Annotated in this window: 20 protein-coding genes and 1 tRNA gene; 9 read left to right on the top strand and 12 right to left on the bottom strand. The window is 58.9% G+C overall.

The features are described from left to right. Positions 1-43: 43 nt before the first annotated feature. On the bottom strand, positions 44-1,543 hold the full coding sequence (locus tag ALP8811_RS09075; RefSeq protein ID WP_108856791.1) for a CoA-acylating methylmalonate-semialdehyde dehydrogenase: 1,500 nt from the start codon (positions 1,541-1,543) through the stop codon (positions 44-46). Here ALP8811_RS09075 and ALP8811_RS16350 point away from each other — a divergent pair. The 5 genes from ALP8811_RS16350 (at position 1,526) to ALP8811_RS09055 (ending at position 4,600) form a co-directional block, all read left to right on the top strand. Then, positions 1,526-1,744, top strand: a complete 219-nt coding sequence (locus tag ALP8811_RS16350; protein WP_181363728.1) for a hypothetical protein — start codon at positions 1,526-1,528, stop codon at positions 1,742-1,744. The two genes, ALP8811_RS09075 and ALP8811_RS16350, sit on opposite strands and share 18 nt — an antisense overlap. After that, positions 1,731-2,627 (top strand): LysR family transcriptional regulator, encoded by an 897-nt coding sequence (locus ALP8811_RS09070; protein WP_108856790.1) that lies wholly within the window; start codon positions 1,731-1,733, stop codon positions 2,625-2,627. The genes ALP8811_RS16350 and ALP8811_RS09070 overlap by 14 nt, the downstream gene beginning before the upstream one ends. 92 nt (positions 2,628-2,719) lie before the next feature. Continuing rightward, complete coding sequence (locus tag ALP8811_RS09065) at positions 2,720-3,154, top strand: CBS domain-containing protein (RefSeq protein ID WP_108856789.1); 435 nt, start codon at positions 2,720-2,722, stop codon at positions 3,152-3,154. A gap of 205 nt (positions 3,155-3,359) precedes the next feature. Beyond that, positions 3,360-3,851 (top strand): pantetheine-phosphate adenylyltransferase, encoded by a 492-nt coding sequence (coaD, locus tag ALP8811_RS09060; RefSeq protein ID WP_108856788.1) that lies wholly within the window; start codon positions 3,360-3,362, stop codon positions 3,849-3,851. A gap of 290 nt (positions 3,852-4,141) precedes the next feature. Beyond that, positions 4,142-4,600 carry an MmcB family DNA repair protein gene (locus ALP8811_RS09055; RefSeq protein ID WP_108857494.1) on the top strand — a complete coding sequence of 153 codons (459 nt, stop codon included), beginning with the start codon at positions 4,142-4,144 and terminating at the stop codon, positions 4,598-4,600. 6 nt (positions 4,601-4,606) lie between these two features. Here the strand turns inward: ALP8811_RS09055 and ALP8811_RS09050 are convergent, their stop codons facing one another. Continuing rightward, positions 4,607-4,816 (bottom strand): DUF6324 family protein, encoded by a 210-nt coding sequence (locus ALP8811_RS09050; RefSeq protein WP_108856787.1) that lies wholly within the window; start codon positions 4,814-4,816, stop codon positions 4,607-4,609. Positions 4,817-4,922: 106 nt separating this feature from the next. Here ALP8811_RS09050 and ALP8811_RS09045 point away from each other — a divergent pair. Continuing rightward, a tRNA-His gene (locus ALP8811_RS09045) sits at positions 4,923-4,999 on the top strand. Positions 5,000-5,026: 27 nt separating this feature from the next. Here the strand turns inward: ALP8811_RS09045 and ALP8811_RS09040 are convergent. Continuing rightward, positions 5,027-5,356 (bottom strand): DUF6476 family protein, encoded by a 330-nt coding sequence (locus tag ALP8811_RS09040; protein WP_219928720.1) that lies wholly within the window; start codon positions 5,354-5,356, stop codon positions 5,027-5,029. Between ALP8811_RS09040 and ALP8811_RS09035 the strand changes: the two genes are divergently transcribed. The 3 genes from ALP8811_RS09035 to rpoH all read left to right on the top strand — a co-directional run bounded on the left by ALP8811_RS09035 (position 5,355) and on the right by rpoH (position 8,949). Further along, a complete protein-coding gene (locus ALP8811_RS09035) occupies positions 5,355-6,389 on the top strand; it encodes an RluA family pseudouridine synthase (protein WP_108856786.1) in 1,035 nt (344 codons plus the stop codon). The two genes, ALP8811_RS09040 and ALP8811_RS09035, sit on opposite strands and share 2 nt — an antisense overlap. Positions 6,390-6,421: 32 nt before the next feature. Next, positions 6,422-7,870, top strand: coding sequence for a cardiolipin synthase (gene cls, locus ALP8811_RS09030; protein WP_108856785.1), 1,449 nt, complete (start codon positions 6,422-6,424; stop codon positions 7,868-7,870). 182 nt (positions 7,871-8,052) lie between these two features. Then, positions 8,053-8,949, top strand: a complete 897-nt coding sequence (gene rpoH / locus ALP8811_RS09025) for an RNA polymerase sigma factor RpoH (protein ID WP_108856784.1) — start codon at positions 8,053-8,055, stop codon at positions 8,947-8,949. A gap of 55 nt (positions 8,950-9,004) precedes the next feature. Here the strand turns inward: rpoH and ALP8811_RS09020 are convergent, their stop codons facing one another. From ALP8811_RS09020 to pcaF, 9 genes are read right to left on the bottom strand one after another with little or no spacing between them, the layout of a single operon-like run. After that, entirely contained in the window at positions 9,005-9,796 is a 792-nt protein-coding gene (locus ALP8811_RS09020) for a PaaX family transcriptional regulator (protein WP_108856783.1), read from the bottom strand. Positions 9,797-9,803: 7 nt separating this feature from the next. Continuing rightward, positions 9,804-11,831 carry a phenylacetic acid degradation bifunctional protein PaaZ gene (paaZ, locus tag ALP8811_RS09015; protein ID WP_108856782.1) on the bottom strand — a complete coding sequence of 676 codons (2,028 nt, stop codon included), beginning with the start codon at positions 11,829-11,831 and terminating at the stop codon, positions 9,804-9,806. 36 nt (positions 11,832-11,867) lie between these two features. Further along, a complete protein-coding gene (locus ALP8811_RS09010; protein WP_108856781.1) occupies positions 11,868-12,626 on the bottom strand; it encodes a Phenylacetic acid catabolic protein in 759 nt (252 codons plus the stop codon). 10 nt (positions 12,627-12,636) lie between these two features. Next, positions 12,637-13,701 (bottom strand): 2Fe-2S iron-sulfur cluster-binding protein, encoded by a 1,065-nt coding sequence (locus ALP8811_RS09005; protein ID WP_108856780.1) that lies wholly within the window; start codon positions 13,699-13,701, stop codon positions 12,637-12,639. A gap of 9 nt (positions 13,702-13,710) precedes the next feature. Beyond that, a complete protein-coding gene (gene paaD / locus ALP8811_RS09000) occupies positions 13,711-14,172 on the bottom strand; it encodes a 1,2-phenylacetyl-CoA epoxidase subunit PaaD (protein WP_108856779.1) in 462 nt (153 codons plus the stop codon). A 1-nt stretch (position 14,173) separates the two neighbouring features. Beyond that, positions 14,174-14,932 (bottom strand): 1,2-phenylacetyl-CoA epoxidase subunit PaaC, encoded by a 759-nt coding sequence (gene paaC, locus ALP8811_RS08995; protein ID WP_108856778.1) that lies wholly within the window; start codon positions 14,930-14,932, stop codon positions 14,174-14,176. Further along, positions 14,932-15,216 (bottom strand): 1,2-phenylacetyl-CoA epoxidase subunit PaaB, encoded by a 285-nt coding sequence (gene paaB, locus ALP8811_RS08990; RefSeq protein WP_108856777.1) that lies wholly within the window; start codon positions 15,214-15,216, stop codon positions 14,932-14,934. The genes paaC and paaB overlap by 1 nt, the downstream gene beginning before the upstream one ends. Before the next feature lie 11 nt (positions 15,217-15,227). Beyond that, complete coding sequence (gene paaA / locus ALP8811_RS08985) at positions 15,228-16,205, bottom strand: 1,2-phenylacetyl-CoA epoxidase subunit PaaA (RefSeq protein ID WP_108856776.1); 978 nt, start codon at positions 16,203-16,205, stop codon at positions 15,228-15,230. A gap of 2 nt (positions 16,206-16,207) precedes the next feature. Further along, positions 16,208-17,410, bottom strand: a complete 1,203-nt coding sequence (gene pcaF, locus ALP8811_RS08980) for a 3-oxoadipyl-CoA thiolase (RefSeq protein ID WP_108856775.1) — start codon at positions 17,408-17,410, stop codon at positions 16,208-16,210. Positions 17,411-17,575 lie beyond the last annotated feature (165 nt).

Here is a 17,575-nt window from a genome sequence, read left to right as displayed (position 1 = left end):
CCCCGGCGGATGGCCGGGGCGTTTCGTTTAAACCGTAGTGGTTTTAGTCCATGGCTTTGAAGTTGAACTCGCCACCTTCTTTGATGCCCGACGGCCAGCGCTGGGTCACGGTCTTGGTGCGTGTGTAGAACTTGAACGCGTCCGGACCGTGCTGGTTCAGATCGCCGAAGCCCGACTTTTTCCAGCCGCCAAAGGTGTGATAGGCCAGCGGAACCGGGATCGGAACGTTGATGCCGACCATGCCGATGTTGATCCGGTTGGCGAAGTCACGCGCGGTGTCACCATCGCGGGTGAAGATCGCGGTGCCGTTGCCGTATTCGTGATCCATGGCGTGGCCGATTGCCTCTTCATAGTTCTCGGCGCGGACCATCGACAGAACAGGGCCAAAGATTTCCTGCTTGTAGATGTCCATGTCGGTTGTGACGTTGTCAAACAGGTGCGGGCCAACAAAGAAGCCGTCTTCATAGCCTTGCAGTTTGAAGTCACGGCTGTCGACAACCAGATCAGCACCCTGTTCAACACCCGAATTGATCAGGCGCAGGATGTTTTCTTTGGCGGCAGCGGTCACAACGGGGCCGTAGTCGACATCATCACCGTCGGTGTATGGGGCCACTTTCAGCTTCTCGATGCGCGGGACCAGAGCGTCACGCAGCTTGTCTGCGGTTTCATTGCCTACCGGAACAGCAACCGAGATCGCCATGCAACGTTCGCCAGCAGCGCCGAAACCAGCACCGATCAGCGCGTCAGCGGCTTGCTCGATGTCTGCGTCGGGCATGATGATCATGTGGTTTTTCGCACCACCGAAGCACTGTGCGCGTTTGCCGTTGGCGGTTGCGCGCGAGTAGATGTAGTGCGCGATCGGGGTCGAGCCAACGAAGGCCACGCCCTGCACGGTTTCGTTGTCCAGAATGGCGTCAACCGAGTCTTTGTCGCCGTTTACAACCTGCAGCACGCCATCGGGCAAGCCAGCTTCTTTGCACAGCTCAGCCAGCATCAGCGGAACCGAGGGGTCACGCTCGGACGGTTTCAGGATCATCGCGTTACCAGCGGCCAAGGCCGGACCCATGCCCCACAGAGGGATCATGGCGGGGAAGTTGAATGGCGTGATCGAGGCCACAACGCCCAGCGGCTGGCGCATCGAGTACATGTCGATGCCGGGACCAGCCGAATCCGTGAACTCGCCCTTCATCATCTGGGCAGCACCGATGCAGTATTCGATCACTTCCAGACCGCGTTGTACGTCGCCTTTTGCGTCGGGGATGGTTTTACCATGCTCGCGCGACAGGGCTTCGGCCAGTTTGTCCATGTCACGGTTCAGAAGGCCAACCAGAGCCATCATTACGCGGCCGCGTTTCTGCGGGTTGGTGGCACCCCAAGCTTTCTGGGCTTCGGCGGCTTTGGCGACGGCGTCGTCCAGCTCGGCTTTGGTGGCCAGGGCAACCTGTGCCTGCACTTCGCCAGTGGCGGGGTTGTAGACGTCGGCAAAGCGGCCTGACGTTCCATCGACCATCTGGCCGTTGATCCAGTGTCCAAGTTTCTGCATGGTAAATCTCCCAATTTTCAGGCGCAGGATAGTCTTGCAGAATTGCCGGGAAAAGGGGTAGTTTTTCAAAAGGGTTTTGCATTATTGCAAAATGCCGGTATGCCCGGGATAGGTGGAAGGGGCTTTGCCCCTCTGCGCGGTGCGCATTCACCCCAGGATATTTCTGGCAAGAAAATGAGGATCGGGTTTGGACTGGGATGATCTGAAAGTGTTTTTGGCGGTGGCGCGCGGGGAAAGCCTGTCGCGCGCTGGACGTGTGTTGAAACGCGATGCGGCGACCGTGGGGCGGCGGGTGTCCAAGTTGGAGGCGGATCTTGGGTTGTCGCTATTCACGAAATCTCCGCAAGGTTATGCGTTGACCGATGCGGGGCTGCGCCTGTTGTCCCATGCTGAACGGGCCGAGCAGGCGGTAATGTCAGGCGTGGACGAGCTGGCAGGGCAGTCTGGCCAGTTGTCCGGGCAAGTGCGGATCGGGGCCACCGATGGGGTGGCAAGTTTCATTCTGCCGCAGGTCTGCGCCGCGATTCAGCGCGATCATCCTGAGCTGGAGTTGCAGATTGTGGCGCTTCCGCGTGTGATCAACCTGTCTAAGCGCGAGGCGGATATGGCGATTACGGTTTCGCCTCCGCAGACTGGACGGATCACAGTTCAAAAGATCACGGATTACAATCTGCATCTTGCGGCGTCGCATGAGTATCTAGAGCAGGCTGCGCCTTTGGAGTGTTTGGCCGACCTGCGCAACCATCCCGTGGTGGGGTATATTCAAGACATGATTTCCTATCCTGAATTGGATTTTCTCGAGGATCTGGGTGTTGAGAAAACCGCGCTGGCCTCGAACCTTGTCTCGGTTCAGTTGGGTCTTGTGAAGCAGGGCGGCGGTGTGGGGGTGACGCATGATTTCATTTTGCCGTCAGCACCGGAACTGAAGCGGGTTTTGACGGATGAATTGTCGATCAGACGTTCCTTTTATCTGGTGCGCCACGAGGGCGATGCGCGCATGGAACGTTTCGCGCGGGTGGGCGAAGAGCTGTTGTGTGGGATTCGGGACGAAGTTGCCCGGCTTGAAGGAATGGTGGGCAGATGACGCTGCAGGTGCAAAGAGCTCTTGACATTTTGTTGCGCAAGGGGTGACGCTGGGGACAGAAAAATACAATACATACAGACAGGAGGGCGCCTATGCTCATTCACCAGATCCTCAAAGACAAAGACCTCGAGGGCGTTGCAACGGTCAAGCCGGGCAGCAAGGTGGCAGATGCGGCACAGCTTTTGTCTGATAAGAAAATCGGCGCTGTCATTGTGTCAAATGATGGTGTGCATCCGGCAGGCATTCTGTCAGAGCGCGATATCGTTTCCGAGCTTGGCAAGGTCGGCACGGGCTGTCTGGATCAGCCGGTGGATGATCTGATGACCGAGAAGCTGATCACCTGTGCGCCGGGCGACCGCGCCATTCAGGTGTTGCAGACCATGACCGAGGGCCGCTTTCGCCACATGCCGGTGATGGAAGGCGACGAGATGGTCGGGCTTGTCTCGATTGGCGATGTGGTCAAAGCGCGTTTGGAAGAGCTCTCGCAGCAGGCGGATGCGCTGAAAAACATGATTATGGGCTACTAACCCGTATAAAAGCGTTTCGGGTTTTTCCTTAGAAGGGGAAAGCCGCAACGCAGTGTCAGATATCCGTGTTGCGGGCGTTTCGAAACAAATTTGTGTCTCAAGTTTAATACGGAACGCTTTACGTAGGAATACGCTGCACTGCGGAAAAAGCTTGCATTTGGGCGCGCCATAATGTTGCGTGCGCCCACTGCAAGGAGACCAGATCATGCGCATCGGATTGTATCCCGGAACTTTCGACCCGATCACATTGGGGCACACAGACATCATTCGTCGTGCCTGTGCCTTGGTGGATCGCTTGGTGATTGGCGTCGCGATCAACACGGGCAAAGGTCCGTTGTTCACGCTGGAAGAGCGTGTGGCCATGGTCGAAAGCGAATGTGCCAAGCTGGCCGCCGAAACCGGGACCGAGATTGTTGCCCACCCGTTTCAAAACCTTCTGATTGATTGCGCCCATGATGTTGGCGCGCAGATCATCATTCGCGGTCTGCGGGCTGTGACGGATTTTGAGTATGAATATCAGATGGTTGGCATGAACCGTGCGATGGATGACAGCGTCGAGACCGTGTTCCTGATGGCGGAAGCACGCTATCAGGCGATTGCGTCGAAGCTGGTGAAAGAGATCGCCAAGCTGGGCGGCGATGTCAGCAAGTTCGTTCCCGAAGATGTGCGCGGACAGCTTCTGGACAAGATCAAGTAAAGCGCACTGGCGCTGGAGTGAAAGTGGGAAGTGGCGGCCCCACCGCAACCGTCGGGGTCTGAATTCCCGAGGACCTGTATATACAGGTGGGCGCCGGGTAAGTGGACCACGGCCCAAACAGAGCCAGCTCCCTCGGAATTGCTTAAGGCCACTGGAATTTTACCCGCATGTGACGAGAAGGGCAGAAGCCGCCTTGGCCTAGATAGGCGCACGACGTCTCGGGCGCAAGGGGGGTGACCAGTCCCGTCCGGTCCATTGACAATTTGTTCACGAAATGTTCGATTGCCCTTATGACCGTTCCTGATCAAACCCTGATGCCCGGGCAGTTGCTGGCACGTGGCGTATCCCGCCACATGCTGAGCCACGGGTTCGTTACGGTCGAAGAGCTGGTGCCCACGCGGGGGCTGCGGGTCGACATGATGGCCTTGGGTCCAAAGGGCGAGATTTGGGTGATCGAGTGTAAATCCTCGCGCGTGGATTTCACCTCGGACAGCAAATGGGAAGGGTATCTCGAATGGTGTGACCGCTATTTCTGGGCCGTTGATTCCGACTTTCCGACCGAGCTGTTGCCGGACGACACCGGGCTGATCATTGCAGACAGCTATGATGCCGAGATTCTGCGCATGGGGCCGGAAGACAAGCTGGCACCGGCCCGGCGCAAAGTGATGGTGCAGAAATTTGCGACCCATGCCGCGCGCCGGTTGCAAAGCTTTCGTGATCCTGGCGTGGCGGCATTGGCCAACGTTTAGAAAACGTTACTTTTTCTTAGATTTGGCACTGTCGGCAAGTGCACGCGCCTGTTTGGCAGCGGTCAGAAGCTCTTCTGCGATTTCTTCGGCCTCTTCCGGTTCGAAATCCATCGGCAGTTCCACGCCGCCACCTTCGACATAAAGGCGCACCATTCCAATCGAAGTTGGTCCGATCTGAAGGTTTGCGTCGATGTCACGTTCGTCGTTGATGCCCATGTGTGGCCTCCTGAATTTCTTCTGATCGGGTTAGTGCGCTTTCGTGCATTTTTCAACCCGCGACCTCTTGCAATGCCCCGCGTGGGGGGGTAAATGCATCCGGCGTGCCGACATAGCTCAGTAGGTTAGAGCGCTTGATTGTGGATCAAGAGGTCCCCCGTTCGAGCCGGGGTGTCGGTACCATCCTTCCCTTTACAGCACGCAAATGAATCAGCGCAAAGAGATACGCTTTCGCAGCGCGCCGTCTGTATTGTAGATCAGAATCTCATCCCCGGAAACGATGCCGATCCAGTCGCGGCCCAGTGTCACGGCTTCCGCGGTCACGCCATCTGGCAGGGTGATCTGATCTGGCAAGGGCAGCGAGGACGCCTCGGGTGAGGTCTGAGAGAATCTCAGCACCACAACCGTGATCAACACGATCATCCCCAGAATCGTTGCTACCGTCATTGCCGTGACAATCGTTTTCAGATAGCGCACGGTGCCAAGGCCCACGCTGTCCTCTAGGGCTTCGTCCAGTTCCTGTTCAGGAGTTTTGTCCATGTCTACCTCGCACCGGATTATCCGGGTCATCATAGCCGAGAACCCGCCCAAGCGTCTTGATAAGGCGATTGCGCGCGATGTGCCAGAGGAAGCAAACCTTTCGCGGTCACGTTTGGCCAAGCTGATCGCCGACGAGGCAGTCACAATGGGCGGAAAGGTGATGGATGATCCGCGCGCGAAACTGGCCGAAGGGGACGAGCTTGAGATCCGCGTCCCCGAGGCTAATGAAAGCCATATTGGCCCCGAGGATATTCCGCTGGATATCGTCTATGAAGATGATGACCTGATCGTGGTGAACAAGCCTGCGGGGATGGTCGTTCATCCCGCGCCCGGCACGCCGACCGGCACGTTGGTCAATGCGCTGTTGCATCACTTTGGCGGCAACCTGTCAGGTGTGGGCGGCGAAAAGCGTCCGGGCATCGTGCACCGGATCGACAAAGATACCTCGGGCCTGCTGGTGGTCGCGAAATCGGATGCGGCCCATCATGGGCTGGCCAAGCAGTTCGAAGCGCACTCGGCCGAGCGGCACTATCTGGCGGTCACTCACGGTGCGCCGGATCAGGCGGATCCGCGTCTGGGCGGCATCAAGGGGACAAGCTTTGAGAAGGGCAACATTCTAAAGATCACCACGCAACTGGCACGTCACAAGACCGATCGCCAGAAGCAGGCGGTGCTGTTTTCGGGTGGGCGTCATGCGGTGACGCGGGCACGGATATTGGAAAGCTTTGGCACGCCGGTGCAAGCCGCGCTGATCGAATGCTGGTTGGAAACAGGACGGACCCACCAGATTCGTGTGCACATGGCCCATGCGGGACACGGGCTGATCGGAGACCCCACCTATGGTGGACGGCGCAAGCTGAACGTGAAGGTAATTGGCCCTAATGCCGTCGAGGCGGCACGCGCCTTCCCACGCCAAGCGCTGCATGCTGCGACACTGGGATTCGTACACCCGGTTTCGGACGAAAAACTCAGCTTTGAAGCACCGATACCTGACGATATGCTGGCATTGATCGAAACCCTGCGCGCGGGCTGATTTCTGTGTGCTGAGTGTGAGGTAATGCAGGCATGTTCGAGATCTCCTGGGCGATCACTTGGGGCGGCACTTGGGCTGTCTTGCTGGTGCTTCTGGACATCGCAACAATTGCGCGGGCAGTAACGCGAGAGCACCGCTCGGCGGCGTCGCGTCTGGCGTGGGTCGTCGTGATCATGTCGCTACCTCTTGTTGGTGTCATCGCGTATTTCTTTCTTGGAGACACCAGCTCGGATCGACGATCTGACAAGAAACTCAAGGACTTGCGGCGCGAACTTCCCAAGCGCCCCAAAGGGGATATGCAACCGCCCGAGTTGCCATTGCTGTATCGCCAATCCTTTGCGCGTGCGGCGTCGGTCAATGGATTTCAACCTGTGGCGGGCAACCGTGCCAAGGTCACGACAGACAGTAATGAGAGCATCGACTGGCTGATTGCTGACATCGACGCAGCGCGCGCTCACGTGCATCTGCTGTTCTATATCTGGCTGACGGATCGCAACGGAACCCGCGTGGCCGAGGCGCTGATGCGGGCTGCGGCACGCGGTGTAACCTGTCGGGTTATTGTCGACGGGCTTGGGTCGCGTGGGCTGCTGGCAGATCCTTTGTGGCGGAAGATGAAAGAGGCCGGTATCGAAACCGTCGTGGCCTTTGCGTTTCGGTTTGCCCCGCTCGCCGCCTTTTTCCGCCGACTCGATATCCGCAATCACCGCAAGATCATCGTGATTGACCATGATACGACCTATGTGGGCAGCCAGAACTGCTCTGATGCGGCGTTTCTGGTGAAAAAGAAATTTGCGCCTTGGGTCGACATCATGATGCGCATCTCGGGGCCGGTGGCGTGGCAGTCTCAACGGCTTTTTGTTTCGGATTGGATGGTCAACGGCGGGACGGACATTTCGGATATTTTGCAGCGCGAAACACCGGTGCCAGATGACGGCTTCCCGGCTGTCGTGGCTGGGACGGGACCGAACATCAGCGTGCAGGGCGTGCCCGACATGGCGCAGATGCTTCTGGCCTCGGCGCAGGAGGAGGTGGTGATCACCACGCCCTATTACGTGCCCTCCGAAGCCTTGCAACAGCAGATTTGTGCCACAGCCGTGCGTGGGGTGCGGGTGCGGCTGAACGTACCGGCCAATAATGACAGCCATTTCGTGGGTTTTGCCTCGCGCAGCTTCTATCGGGCGTTGTTGAAGGCGGGTGTCGAGATCCACGAGTTTCAGCCCGGCCTTCTGCACGCCAAGATCTTGACCGTGGATGGACAGGCGGCCCTTGTCGGGTCCCCCAATCTGGATCGCAGAAGCTTTGATCTGAACTATGAAAACAGCATGATGCTGGCCGATCCGACCACCGTCGGTGCAATCGTGGAAAAGCAAGAGCTGTTCTTGAACGCCTCTTTGCCTGTTTCGCGCAAGAAGGTCGAAAGCTGGTCGATTACCCGCCGTGTTCTAATCAACACGGTCGGGATGATGGCGCCTCTGCTTTAATTTGCATTTGCAACTTTCTGCACGAAGCCGTGAGGCAATGTGTCATCCTCTTACATTTGCGCGCAGAGGTTCATACTCTGATAATGAAAGTCGACGACACCCTCTTGAAAACTGTGTTGTAAGGCTTATCTCGATGTTAAGCCCTTAAACATGAGGGAAGCGGACAGGAGAAGTTTGCAAAGATGAGCAACTATAAAAATTTACCGGCCCCGACGCCAGAAGGCGGTTTGAATCGTTATCTTCAGGAAATTCGGAAATTCCCGATGCTGGAGCCGGAACAGGAATACATGCTGGCCAAACGCTGGGCCGATCACGAGGACCGTGACGCTGCGCACCAGATGGTGAACTCGCACCTGCGTCTGGCCGCCAAGATCGCCATGGGCTATCGCGGCTATGGATTGCCGCAGGCCGAGGTGATTTCCGAAGCCAATGTGGGCCTGATGCAGGCCGTAAAACGGTTTGACCCTGAAAAAGGGTTCCGTTTGGCGACCTATGCGATGTGGTGGATCCGTGCCTCGATCCAGGAATACATCCTGCGCTCGTGGTCGCTGGTAAAGCTTGGCACGACGTCGGCTCAGAAAAAGCTGTTCTTCAACCTGCGTAAAGCGAAGGCGCGCATTGGTGCGCTGGAAGAAGGTGACCTGCGTCCGGAAAACGTTCAGAAAATCGCTGATGACCTGAACGTGACCAAGGAAGAGGTAATCTCGATGAACCGTCGCCTATCGGGTGGGGACGCGTCGCTGAATGCGACTGTCTCGAACGATGGCGAAGGTGCGATGCAGTGGCAGGACTGGCTGGAAGATGAAGATGCCGACCAAGCGGGCGACTATGCCGAAACCGATGAAATGAACGTCCGTCGCGAGCTTCTGTCGCAAGCCATGGATGTTCTGAACGATCGGGAAAAAGACATCCTGACCCAACGCCGCCTGAAAGATAAGCCGGTGACGCTGGAAGACCTATCGGGTGTCTATGACGTCAGCCGCGAGCGGATCCGTCAGATTGAAGTGCGGGCGTTTGAGAAGCTACAAAAGCGCATGCAAGAGCTTGCGTCCGAAAAGGGCTTGCTGGAACACGCCTGATCTGGATTACAAATGATTGAACGGCCCTGTGCAGACTGCGCGGGGCCGTTTCTGTTTATGGGGACAGTTGGTCAACCGGCAGCGGCCCAAGCGCCTTCAAAGCCTCATGCACCAATGCGCGAACCTGAAGGTCCGGGCAGATCGCCTCCACTGGAAGGTCGGGCAGGCGAAGCGCGATACGTCGCCATTCATGCAGCAATACCAGCCTGAGAGCTGCGCGATCCAGCGCGGATAGGCTGTGTAAAGCGCCGAGCGGCAGGTGCTTAATTGTTTTTCGCAACTGATCCGAATCTATTTGCAACTTCGGCGGCGCAAGCTTTGCGATGACCCAACTGGGCAACTCGGCCTTTGGGTCAGAAAAATGCAGTGCTTCGGGCGTCGTGCGTGGGGCCGAGGTGCCAAGGAATACGCCGGGCATAAGTTCGCTGAAACCCTCGGCGATCAAGCTGTCAAAGCTTCCATCATCTTCGGCGTGCGGGGGCAGGGCAAGCAGATGCCATTGCGCAGGCGCTGCACGCGCAGGGCCATAGATGCGATCCGCCACGGCCTTGGTCTGGGCCAGCCCGTCTTGTGTCAGGTGATAGACAGAGCGGCGCCCGTGCCGCGTGCTTTCGATCCAGCCATCCTTGCGCAGCCGGTGCAGCGCCACTCGGGTGGCTTCCGGGCGGATGCCAAGGGCGGCCATGACCTTACCCAAGGCCTGACCGGAAACGCCGGACGCATCAGCATCCGGCGCACCCATAACGGTCAGATCCCCCATTAAGGTAACGATTACTGACCAGACGCGCAGATCGCTACTGTCGCGCAAGTGCGCCAGCGTCTCCTGAAGCGGGTCGGTCAGTGTCATCGTGTCCTCAATAGGCGTTCATCGTCAGCAGCTCATATTCCGCCACCAGTTCGTCATCCTGATTGGTCAGGGTGACGTGCCAGCGTACTTCGCCATATTCATCCGTGCGGCGCGTTTTGGCCTTCACGGTCAGGCGCACTTTCATGCTGTCACCGGCCTCGACTGGCTTCATAAAGCGCAGGTTGTCAAGTCCGGTATTGGCCAGAACGGGGCCTTCGTTGGGCTCGACGAACAGGCCAGCGGCGAAGGAAAGCAGCAGATAGCCATGCGCCACGCGATCCGGGAAGAATGGGTTTCGCTTGGCGGCTTCGCTGTCCATGTGCGCATAGAAGGTGTCGCCGGTGAAATGGGCGAACTTTTCGATATCCGCCAATGTGACTTCGCGCGATTTGGTGTTCAGCGTCTCGCCAATCGACAGCTCGCCATATTTGCGAGTGAACGGGTGAGCCGGGCCGGTGATCTCGGTCGCGCCGGGCACCCAGCGCCCACTGATCGAGGTCAGGATGTCGGGGCTGCCCTGAATGGCGGTCCGTTGCATGTAGTGTAGTACACCACGGACACCGCCCATTTCCTCGCCGCCGCCAGCACGACCCGGACCGCCATGCACCATGTGCGGCAGGGGCGAGCCGTGACCGGTGGATTCTTTCATCGAGGTTGCGTTGTTGAAATACAGGCGACCGTGGAAGGCGCCGGCCCCCATAGCAACTTCGCGCGCTACTTCGCCCGATCCGGTGATAACCGAGGCGACCAACGAGCCTTCGCCCTTGTTTGCCAATTCGATGGCGTGGGCGATGTCGCGATAGCCCATGATGGTCGACACGGGACCGAACGCCTCGCATTCGTGGACGATGGTCGCGGTGTCGGGGTTTTCGCAGTGAAACAGCATCGGCTTCACGAAAGCGCCTGGATCAACGTCGCCTTCGAAATCGATGTCATCCGGGTTGCCATAGACCATCTTGCTTTCCGACCCGATGGCGGCGGCCTTCTGCAACACATCTGTCTTCTGCCCGGCCGAGACCAGAGCGCCCATGCGCACGCCTTCGGCACGCGGGTCACCGATCACGGTTTTGTCCAGACGGGCCGACAGGGCCTCAATCACGTTTTGAACCTGTGCTTCCGGCGCGATGATGCGGCGGATGGCAGTACATTTCTGACCCGCCTTCGTGGTCATCTCGCGGTGTACCTCTTTGATAAAGAGGTCAAATTCCGTCGTGCCGGGCGTGACGTCAGGCCCCAGAATAGAGGCGTTCAGGCTGTCCTGTTCGGCCACAAAGCGCACCGAGTTTTTCAGGATGTTCGGGTTTGACCGCAGCATCGACGCGGTCTGGGCCGAGCCTGTGAAGCTGACGATATCCTGCGGGCCAAGACGGTCCAGAAGGTCACCGGTGCCGCCGGAAATCAGCTGCAATGCGCCTTCGGGCAAGATGCCACTGTCCAGCATGATGCGTACGGCGGCTTCGGTCACGTAAGAGGTCGCCGTAGCAGGCTTCACGATCGCGGGCACACCGGCCAGAAGCGTCGGGGCCAGTTTTTCCAGCATGCCCCAGACCGGGAAGTTGAACGCGTTGATGTGGACGGCCACGCCCTGCAGCGGGGTCGCGATGTGCATGCCAAGGAAGGTGCCGTTGCGCGACAGCTGCTCGATCTCGCCATCGATATAGACTTTACCGTCCGGCATCTCGCGACGGCCTTTTGAGGCGAAGACGAACACGGTGCCCACACCGCCGTCGATGTCGATCATGTGGTCCGATTGCGTGGCCCCAGTGTCGAAGCTGAGGTCGTAAAGCTCTTGTTTGTGCTGACCCAATTCCATTGCCAGTGCTTTCAGCATCTTGGCGCGGTCATGAAAGCCCATCTCGCGCAGGGCAGGGCCGCCCACATTGCGCGCATAGTCGATCATCGCCTGCATATCCAGATCGGCGCCACCCGCTTCAGCAAGCGGCAGCCCAGTGATGGCCGAGGCGATTGGGCGGGCATTTGCGCCCGGTGCGATCCATTGACCAGCCGCGAAGCTGGAGACTTTCATCAGGGTCATGCTCTGTCCTCTGTTCGTATTCGGGTGGGCGGGCGCTTACGGTGCGCTTAGCCCCAGTTTGTCCAAGGTGGTGGCAGCAGCCGCTTCCCATTCCTCGCGCAGTTCGGCGTTTGATGAGTGGCGCAGCCCAAAGGCCTGCAATTGGCTGGCGCGGGTCGACACGTCCTTGCCGAAGCTTGCGGCGACGCGGGGCCACCAATAGTCGACGCTGGCTTGCAGGTCGGCCATGCTGGTGCCGGTTTCCACAAGGCGTTCAATGCCCTCGGCGGCCAGTTCGGCGTGGCGGGCCTCGACCGGGCCGACGGCGCGGAAGGCTTCGGCCAAGGGGGCATAGGACACGCGTTTGAACTCGCTCATCTGCACGCCCACGGCCAGACCCATCAGAAGGTTCATGACCACGGCATCCGACCAGCCCTGCATGGGATAATTGAACACCGACAGGCGCATGTCTGTATCCGTGCGCGAGGTGCCAATATCGGCGTCGCGCGCCACACGATCCGTCCACGGATGGTGGTTGGCATAGCGTGCGGTGTTGGCGCCGAAGTCGCCCATGATCGACAGAACCTTGTCGGCATTGTCGGTTTTTTCCAGAACGATCTTGGCAGCCGCGATGCGTTCCTTGATGCCCGGACCTTCGTTGATGATGTCGGCGAAGCCAGCAGCCCCTGCCAATGCGCTGTCCACGAAAGTGGCCATCAGGCGCATCAGCTCGGCGCGATAGCGCGCCGGGACGTTTTCGGGATTGGTCAGGACACCGCCCTGAGCCAGATAATCGGTGATGCTCATCTCTGACATTGGGGTCTCCTTATTGGTCGAAATCGACGACGACTTTGCCCGAGCGGGCATAGGATTGGCAGGAAAGGACATAGCCTTTCTCGACCTCGTAATCTTCCAGCGCGTGGTTGGTGATCATGTCCACGTCGCCTTCCAGAACCTTACAGCGGCAGGTCGAGCAGACCCCGGCCTTACAGGCGTAGGGCGCGTCCATGTCATTGGCCAAAGCCGCGTCCAGGATCGAGGTTTCGCCGTCCATGGTGATGGTGCGGCTTGCACCGTCCATGGCGATCACAGCTTCGATGCCTTCGCCCGACACAGCAGCTTTGCTGGTGGCTTTCTTGGCGGCGCGGCCCGGTTGGCTTGAGGCAAACAGCTCGAACTTGATCTGGGCATCGTCCAGCCCATGATCGCGCAGTGCCTTGGCAATGCCCAGCATCATTGGTTCGGGGCCACAGATGAAGGCTGTGTCGACGGATTTAATGTCGATCCAGTTCTTGAACAATGCCGCGCATTTTTCCGCATCCACCAACCCGGTGAACAGGTCAATTTCCTGCGCGTCGCTTTCAAGGATATGGATCACGTTGAAGCGGCCCATATAGAGGTTTTTCAGGTCTTCCAGTTCCTCGCGGAACATGATCGTGGTCACGGCCTTGTTGGCGTAGACCAGCGTGAACTCGGACTGAGGCTCGCGCGCCAGCGTGGTCTTGATGATCGACAGAACCGGCGTGATGCCCGACCCGCCTGCAAAGCCCAGATAGTGGCGGTTGGTGGTCGCATCGAGCGGGATGTGGAAGTTGCCCATGGGGGGCATGGCTTCGATCATCGCGCCCGTCGCCAGCTCTTCATTGGCCCAGGTCGAGAACGCGCCGCCATCGACACGTTTTATGCCCACCTGCAGCTTGCCATCGTCCAGACCCGAACAGATCGAGTAGGAGCGGCGCAGTTCCTGCCCGTCGAAGTCGCGACGGAAGGTGAGGTATTGGCCTTGGGTGAAGTCGAAAGCTTCGGGGTCTTCAGGGGTGAGCGTCACCACCACCGCGTCGCGGATGGTTTTCTGGATATCGGTCACAGTAAGATTGTGGAAGCGCGCCATGGGTGTCTCCTAGATGCACTTGAAGTAATCAAAGGGTTCAAGGCAGTCGCGGCATCGCCAGAGCGCCTTGCATGGGGTCGAGCCGAATTGGCTGGTGCGTTCCAGATCATGGCCGCCACAATTGGGGCAGCGATCGGGTTCGCCTTTGGGGGAAGGGGGGGCGATGCCGAATTTCTCCAGCGCCGCTTTGCCCTTGTCCGACAGCCAGTCGGTGGTCCACGGAGGGGACAGTTGCTGTGTCAGGGTCAGCTTCTCGATTCCGCGGTCGCGCAACGCGGTTTCGATGTCGATGTTGATGATCGAGGTGGCTGGACAGCCGGAATAGGTCGGGGTGACGGCGACCTTCAAGGTGTCGCCTTCCCATTTCACATCCCGGATGATGCCCAGGTCGACCAACGAGATCACGGGGATCTCGGGGTCGGGCACCTGGTCCAACCAGTCCCAGATCGTATCTACTGACGGCTGACCCATCTTACCAGGTCGCGCCCGGATAAGCGCGCTGCAGCCATTGCATCGAGCAGAGCAGATGGCCCAGATGCTCGGTATGCATATAGCCCGTGCGCCCACCCTTGTGGTGGAACGTGTCGGTCGGGATCGTCAGCGTTGCTTGGCTCAGAACCTTGCTCACCAGCGCGTCATATTCTTCGCGCAGGGAAGCGGGATCGGGGGCAATACCTGCCTTGACCATGGCCGCATCGACCTCGTCGCTATCAAACATTTCGCCCACATAGGGCCAGAGGTGATCCAGCGCTGCCTGCATACGGGCATGGCTTTCTTCCGTTCCGTCGCCAAGACCAACCACCGTGTCGCCCGAGCGTTCCACGTGATAGGCAACCTCTTTGGAGGCTTTGGCTGCGATCTCGGCCACGCGTTCGTTCGACGACGTCATCAGGCGGCCCAGCATCACGGACGACCATGCGTCATAGAGGAACTGACGCATAAGGGTCCGGCCGAAATCACCGTTGGGCAGCTCGCACAAAAGCACGTTGCGGTAATCCCAAGCGTCGCGCAGGAAAGCAAGGTCGTCAGCCGTACGGCCTTTGCCTTCGACTTCACCTGCAAGACCCAGCCAGAATTGCGTCTGACCAATCAGGTCCAGCGCCGTATTGGCCAGTGCGATATCTTCTTCCAGCACCGGCGAATGGCCACACCATTCGCTGACGCGGTGGCCAAGGATCAGGCTGTTGTCGCCCATCCTCAGCAGGAATTGAAACAGAGCGTTGTCAGCCATTACATGTGCCCCACTTCTTCCGGAATGTCGAAGAAAGTCGGGTGACGATAGACCTTCGAGTTCGAGGGCTCGTACAGCGGACCTTTTTCTTCGGGGCTGGACGCTGCGATGTGCTGTGCTTCCACGACCCAGATCGACACGCCTTCGTTGCGGCGGGTGTAGACGTCGCGGGCGTTCTTGATTGCCATTTCAGCGTCAGGTGCGTGCAGGCTGCCAACGTGACGGTGGCTCAGGCCATGCTGACCGCGGATAAATACTTCCCAGAGGGGCCATTCTTTCGACATGTGATCTCTCCTTATTCGGCGGCTGTGCGTGCAGCGGCTTTTTTGTTGCCATGGGCCAGAAGACCGTCACGCACCCATGCGCCGTCTTCCCACGCGTTGGTCCGGTCGTTCAGACGGTCCACGTTGCAGGGGCCTTTGCCTTTGATAACGTTGAAGAACTCGGACCAGTCGGGGTCCGAATAATCGTAATGACCACGTTCCTCGTTCCACTTGATGCCGGGATCCGGCAGGTCCAGACCCAGATACTCGATCTGAGGAATGGTCTGGTCGACGAACTGCTGACGCAGATCATCGTTCGAGCGGACCTTGATCTTCCAGGTCATCGACTGCTCCGAGTGGACACTTTCGCTGTCCGACGGGCCAAACATCATGATCGCGGGGAACCACAGGCGGTTCACGGCGTCTTGTGCCATCGCTTTCTGAGCAGGCGTGCCAAAGGCCATCTGCATGATCGCGTGATAGCCTTGACGCGCGTGGAAGCTTTCTTCCTTACAGATGCGGATCATCGCGCGGCTATAGGGGCCATAGGATGTCCGCTGCAGGGCCACCTGGTTCACGATGGCTGCGCCATCTACCAGCCAACCCACGGCGCCAATATCGGCCCAGTTCAAGGTGGGGTAGTTGAAGATCGACGAATACTTCATCTTGCCTTCGTGCAGCAGCTCGACCAGCTCGTCGCGGCTGACGCCCAGCGTTTCCGCGGCCGAGTACAGATACAGACCGTGACCGGCCTCGTCCTGCACTTTCGCCAGCAGGATCGCTTTGCGTTCCAGCGTCGGCGCGCGGGTGATCCAGTTGCCTTCCGGCAGCTGACCCACGACTTCCGAGTGCGCGTGCTGGCCGATCTGGCGGATCAGCGTCTTGCGATACGCCATCGGCATCCAGTCTTTGGGCTCGATCTTTTCGTCGCGGTCAATCCGCGCCTGAAATTCTTCAAGCAGCTTGGGATCCTCGTCCGAGGCCTCGGCTGTGATCATCTGTGCATACATCGTCAGATCCTTTCCAGAATAAGGGCAACGCCCTGTCCCACACCCACACACATGGTGCACAGCGCATAGCGCCCACCAGTGCGTTGCAGTTGATAAGCGGCGGTCAGCACCAACCGTGCGCCGGACATGCCCAGCGGGTGGCCCAGTGCAATCGCACCGCCATTCGGGTTCACGCGCGGATCATCATCCGCGACACCCAGTTCGCGCAGCGTGGCAAGACCTTGGCTTGCAAACGCTTCGTTCAATTCTATCACATCGATTTTGTCGATCGTCAGCCCGGCCTTATCCAGTGCCTTGCGGCTGGCAGGAACGGGGCCGATGCCCATGACGCGGGGCGCGACACCGGCGGCTTGCATGGAAACCACGCGGGCCATCGGTTTCAGATTGTTGGCATTCGCGGCGGCTTCCGAGGCGATCAGCATCGCCGCTGCGCCATCATTCACGCCCGAGGCATTGCCGGCCGTTACCGTCAGGTCGGGGCCGTTCACGCCGCGCAGGCCAGACAGCTTTTCAGCCGAGGTGCCGGGGCGGGGATGTTCGTCGGTGTCGACAACAATGGGATCACCCTTGCGCTGCGGAATGGTCACCGGAATGATCTCGTCCGCGAACATGCCAGCCTCGTTCGCAGCGGCCCAGCGGGCTTGGCTGCGAGCAGCAAAAGCGTCCTGATCTTCGCGGCTTACGGCATAGTCTTCAGCCACATTGTCAGCCGTCTGGGGCATTGAATGGGTGCCGTGCATCTTGTCCATCTTCGGGTTCACGAAGCGCCAGCCGATTGTGGTGTCGTAAACCGCATTGGCGCGGGTGAAGGCGCTGGTGGCCTTGGGCATCACGAAGGGTGCGCGGCTCATGCTTTCGACGCCACCCGCGATGCACAGGTCATAATCGCCTGCCTTAACGCCACGGGCTGCCATGCCGACCGCGTCCATGCCCGAGGCACATAAGCGGTTGATCGTGGTACCCGGAACTTCGACGGGCAGACCTGCCAGAAGGGCGGCCATGCGGGCCACGTTGCGGTTGTCTTCGCCTGCCTGGTTGGCAGAGCCATAGATGACGTCATCAATTGACGCCCAATCCACATCGGGGTTGCGCTCTTTCAAGGCAGCGATGGGCAAAGCGGCTAGGTCGTCGGCGCGGACGCTGGACAGCGCTCCGCCATATCGACCGATCGGAGTACGCACTGCGTCGCAGATGAAAGCTTCCATATATCCCTCCCGGAATGTCCAAGCGCGGCGCGGGATAAGCTTGCGGCGGCTCGGAGTATTGCTGACCGTTTGGTCGAATATAGTCTGAATGGCGATTCGTCACAATAGATATGTTACGAGAAAATATCCCGGCGACGCTATTCGTAACAATACCTATGAAAGCTC

Origin of the sequence: Aliiroseovarius pelagivivens, from assembly GCF_900302485.1 — a bacterium.
In the GTDB taxonomy this organism is placed as follows: Bacteria; Pseudomonadota; Alphaproteobacteria; order Rhodobacterales; family Rhodobacteraceae; genus Aliiroseovarius; species Aliiroseovarius pelagivivens.
Note: the sequence above shows the minus strand (reverse complement) of the source record. Positions and strands in the feature narration are given on the sequence as shown.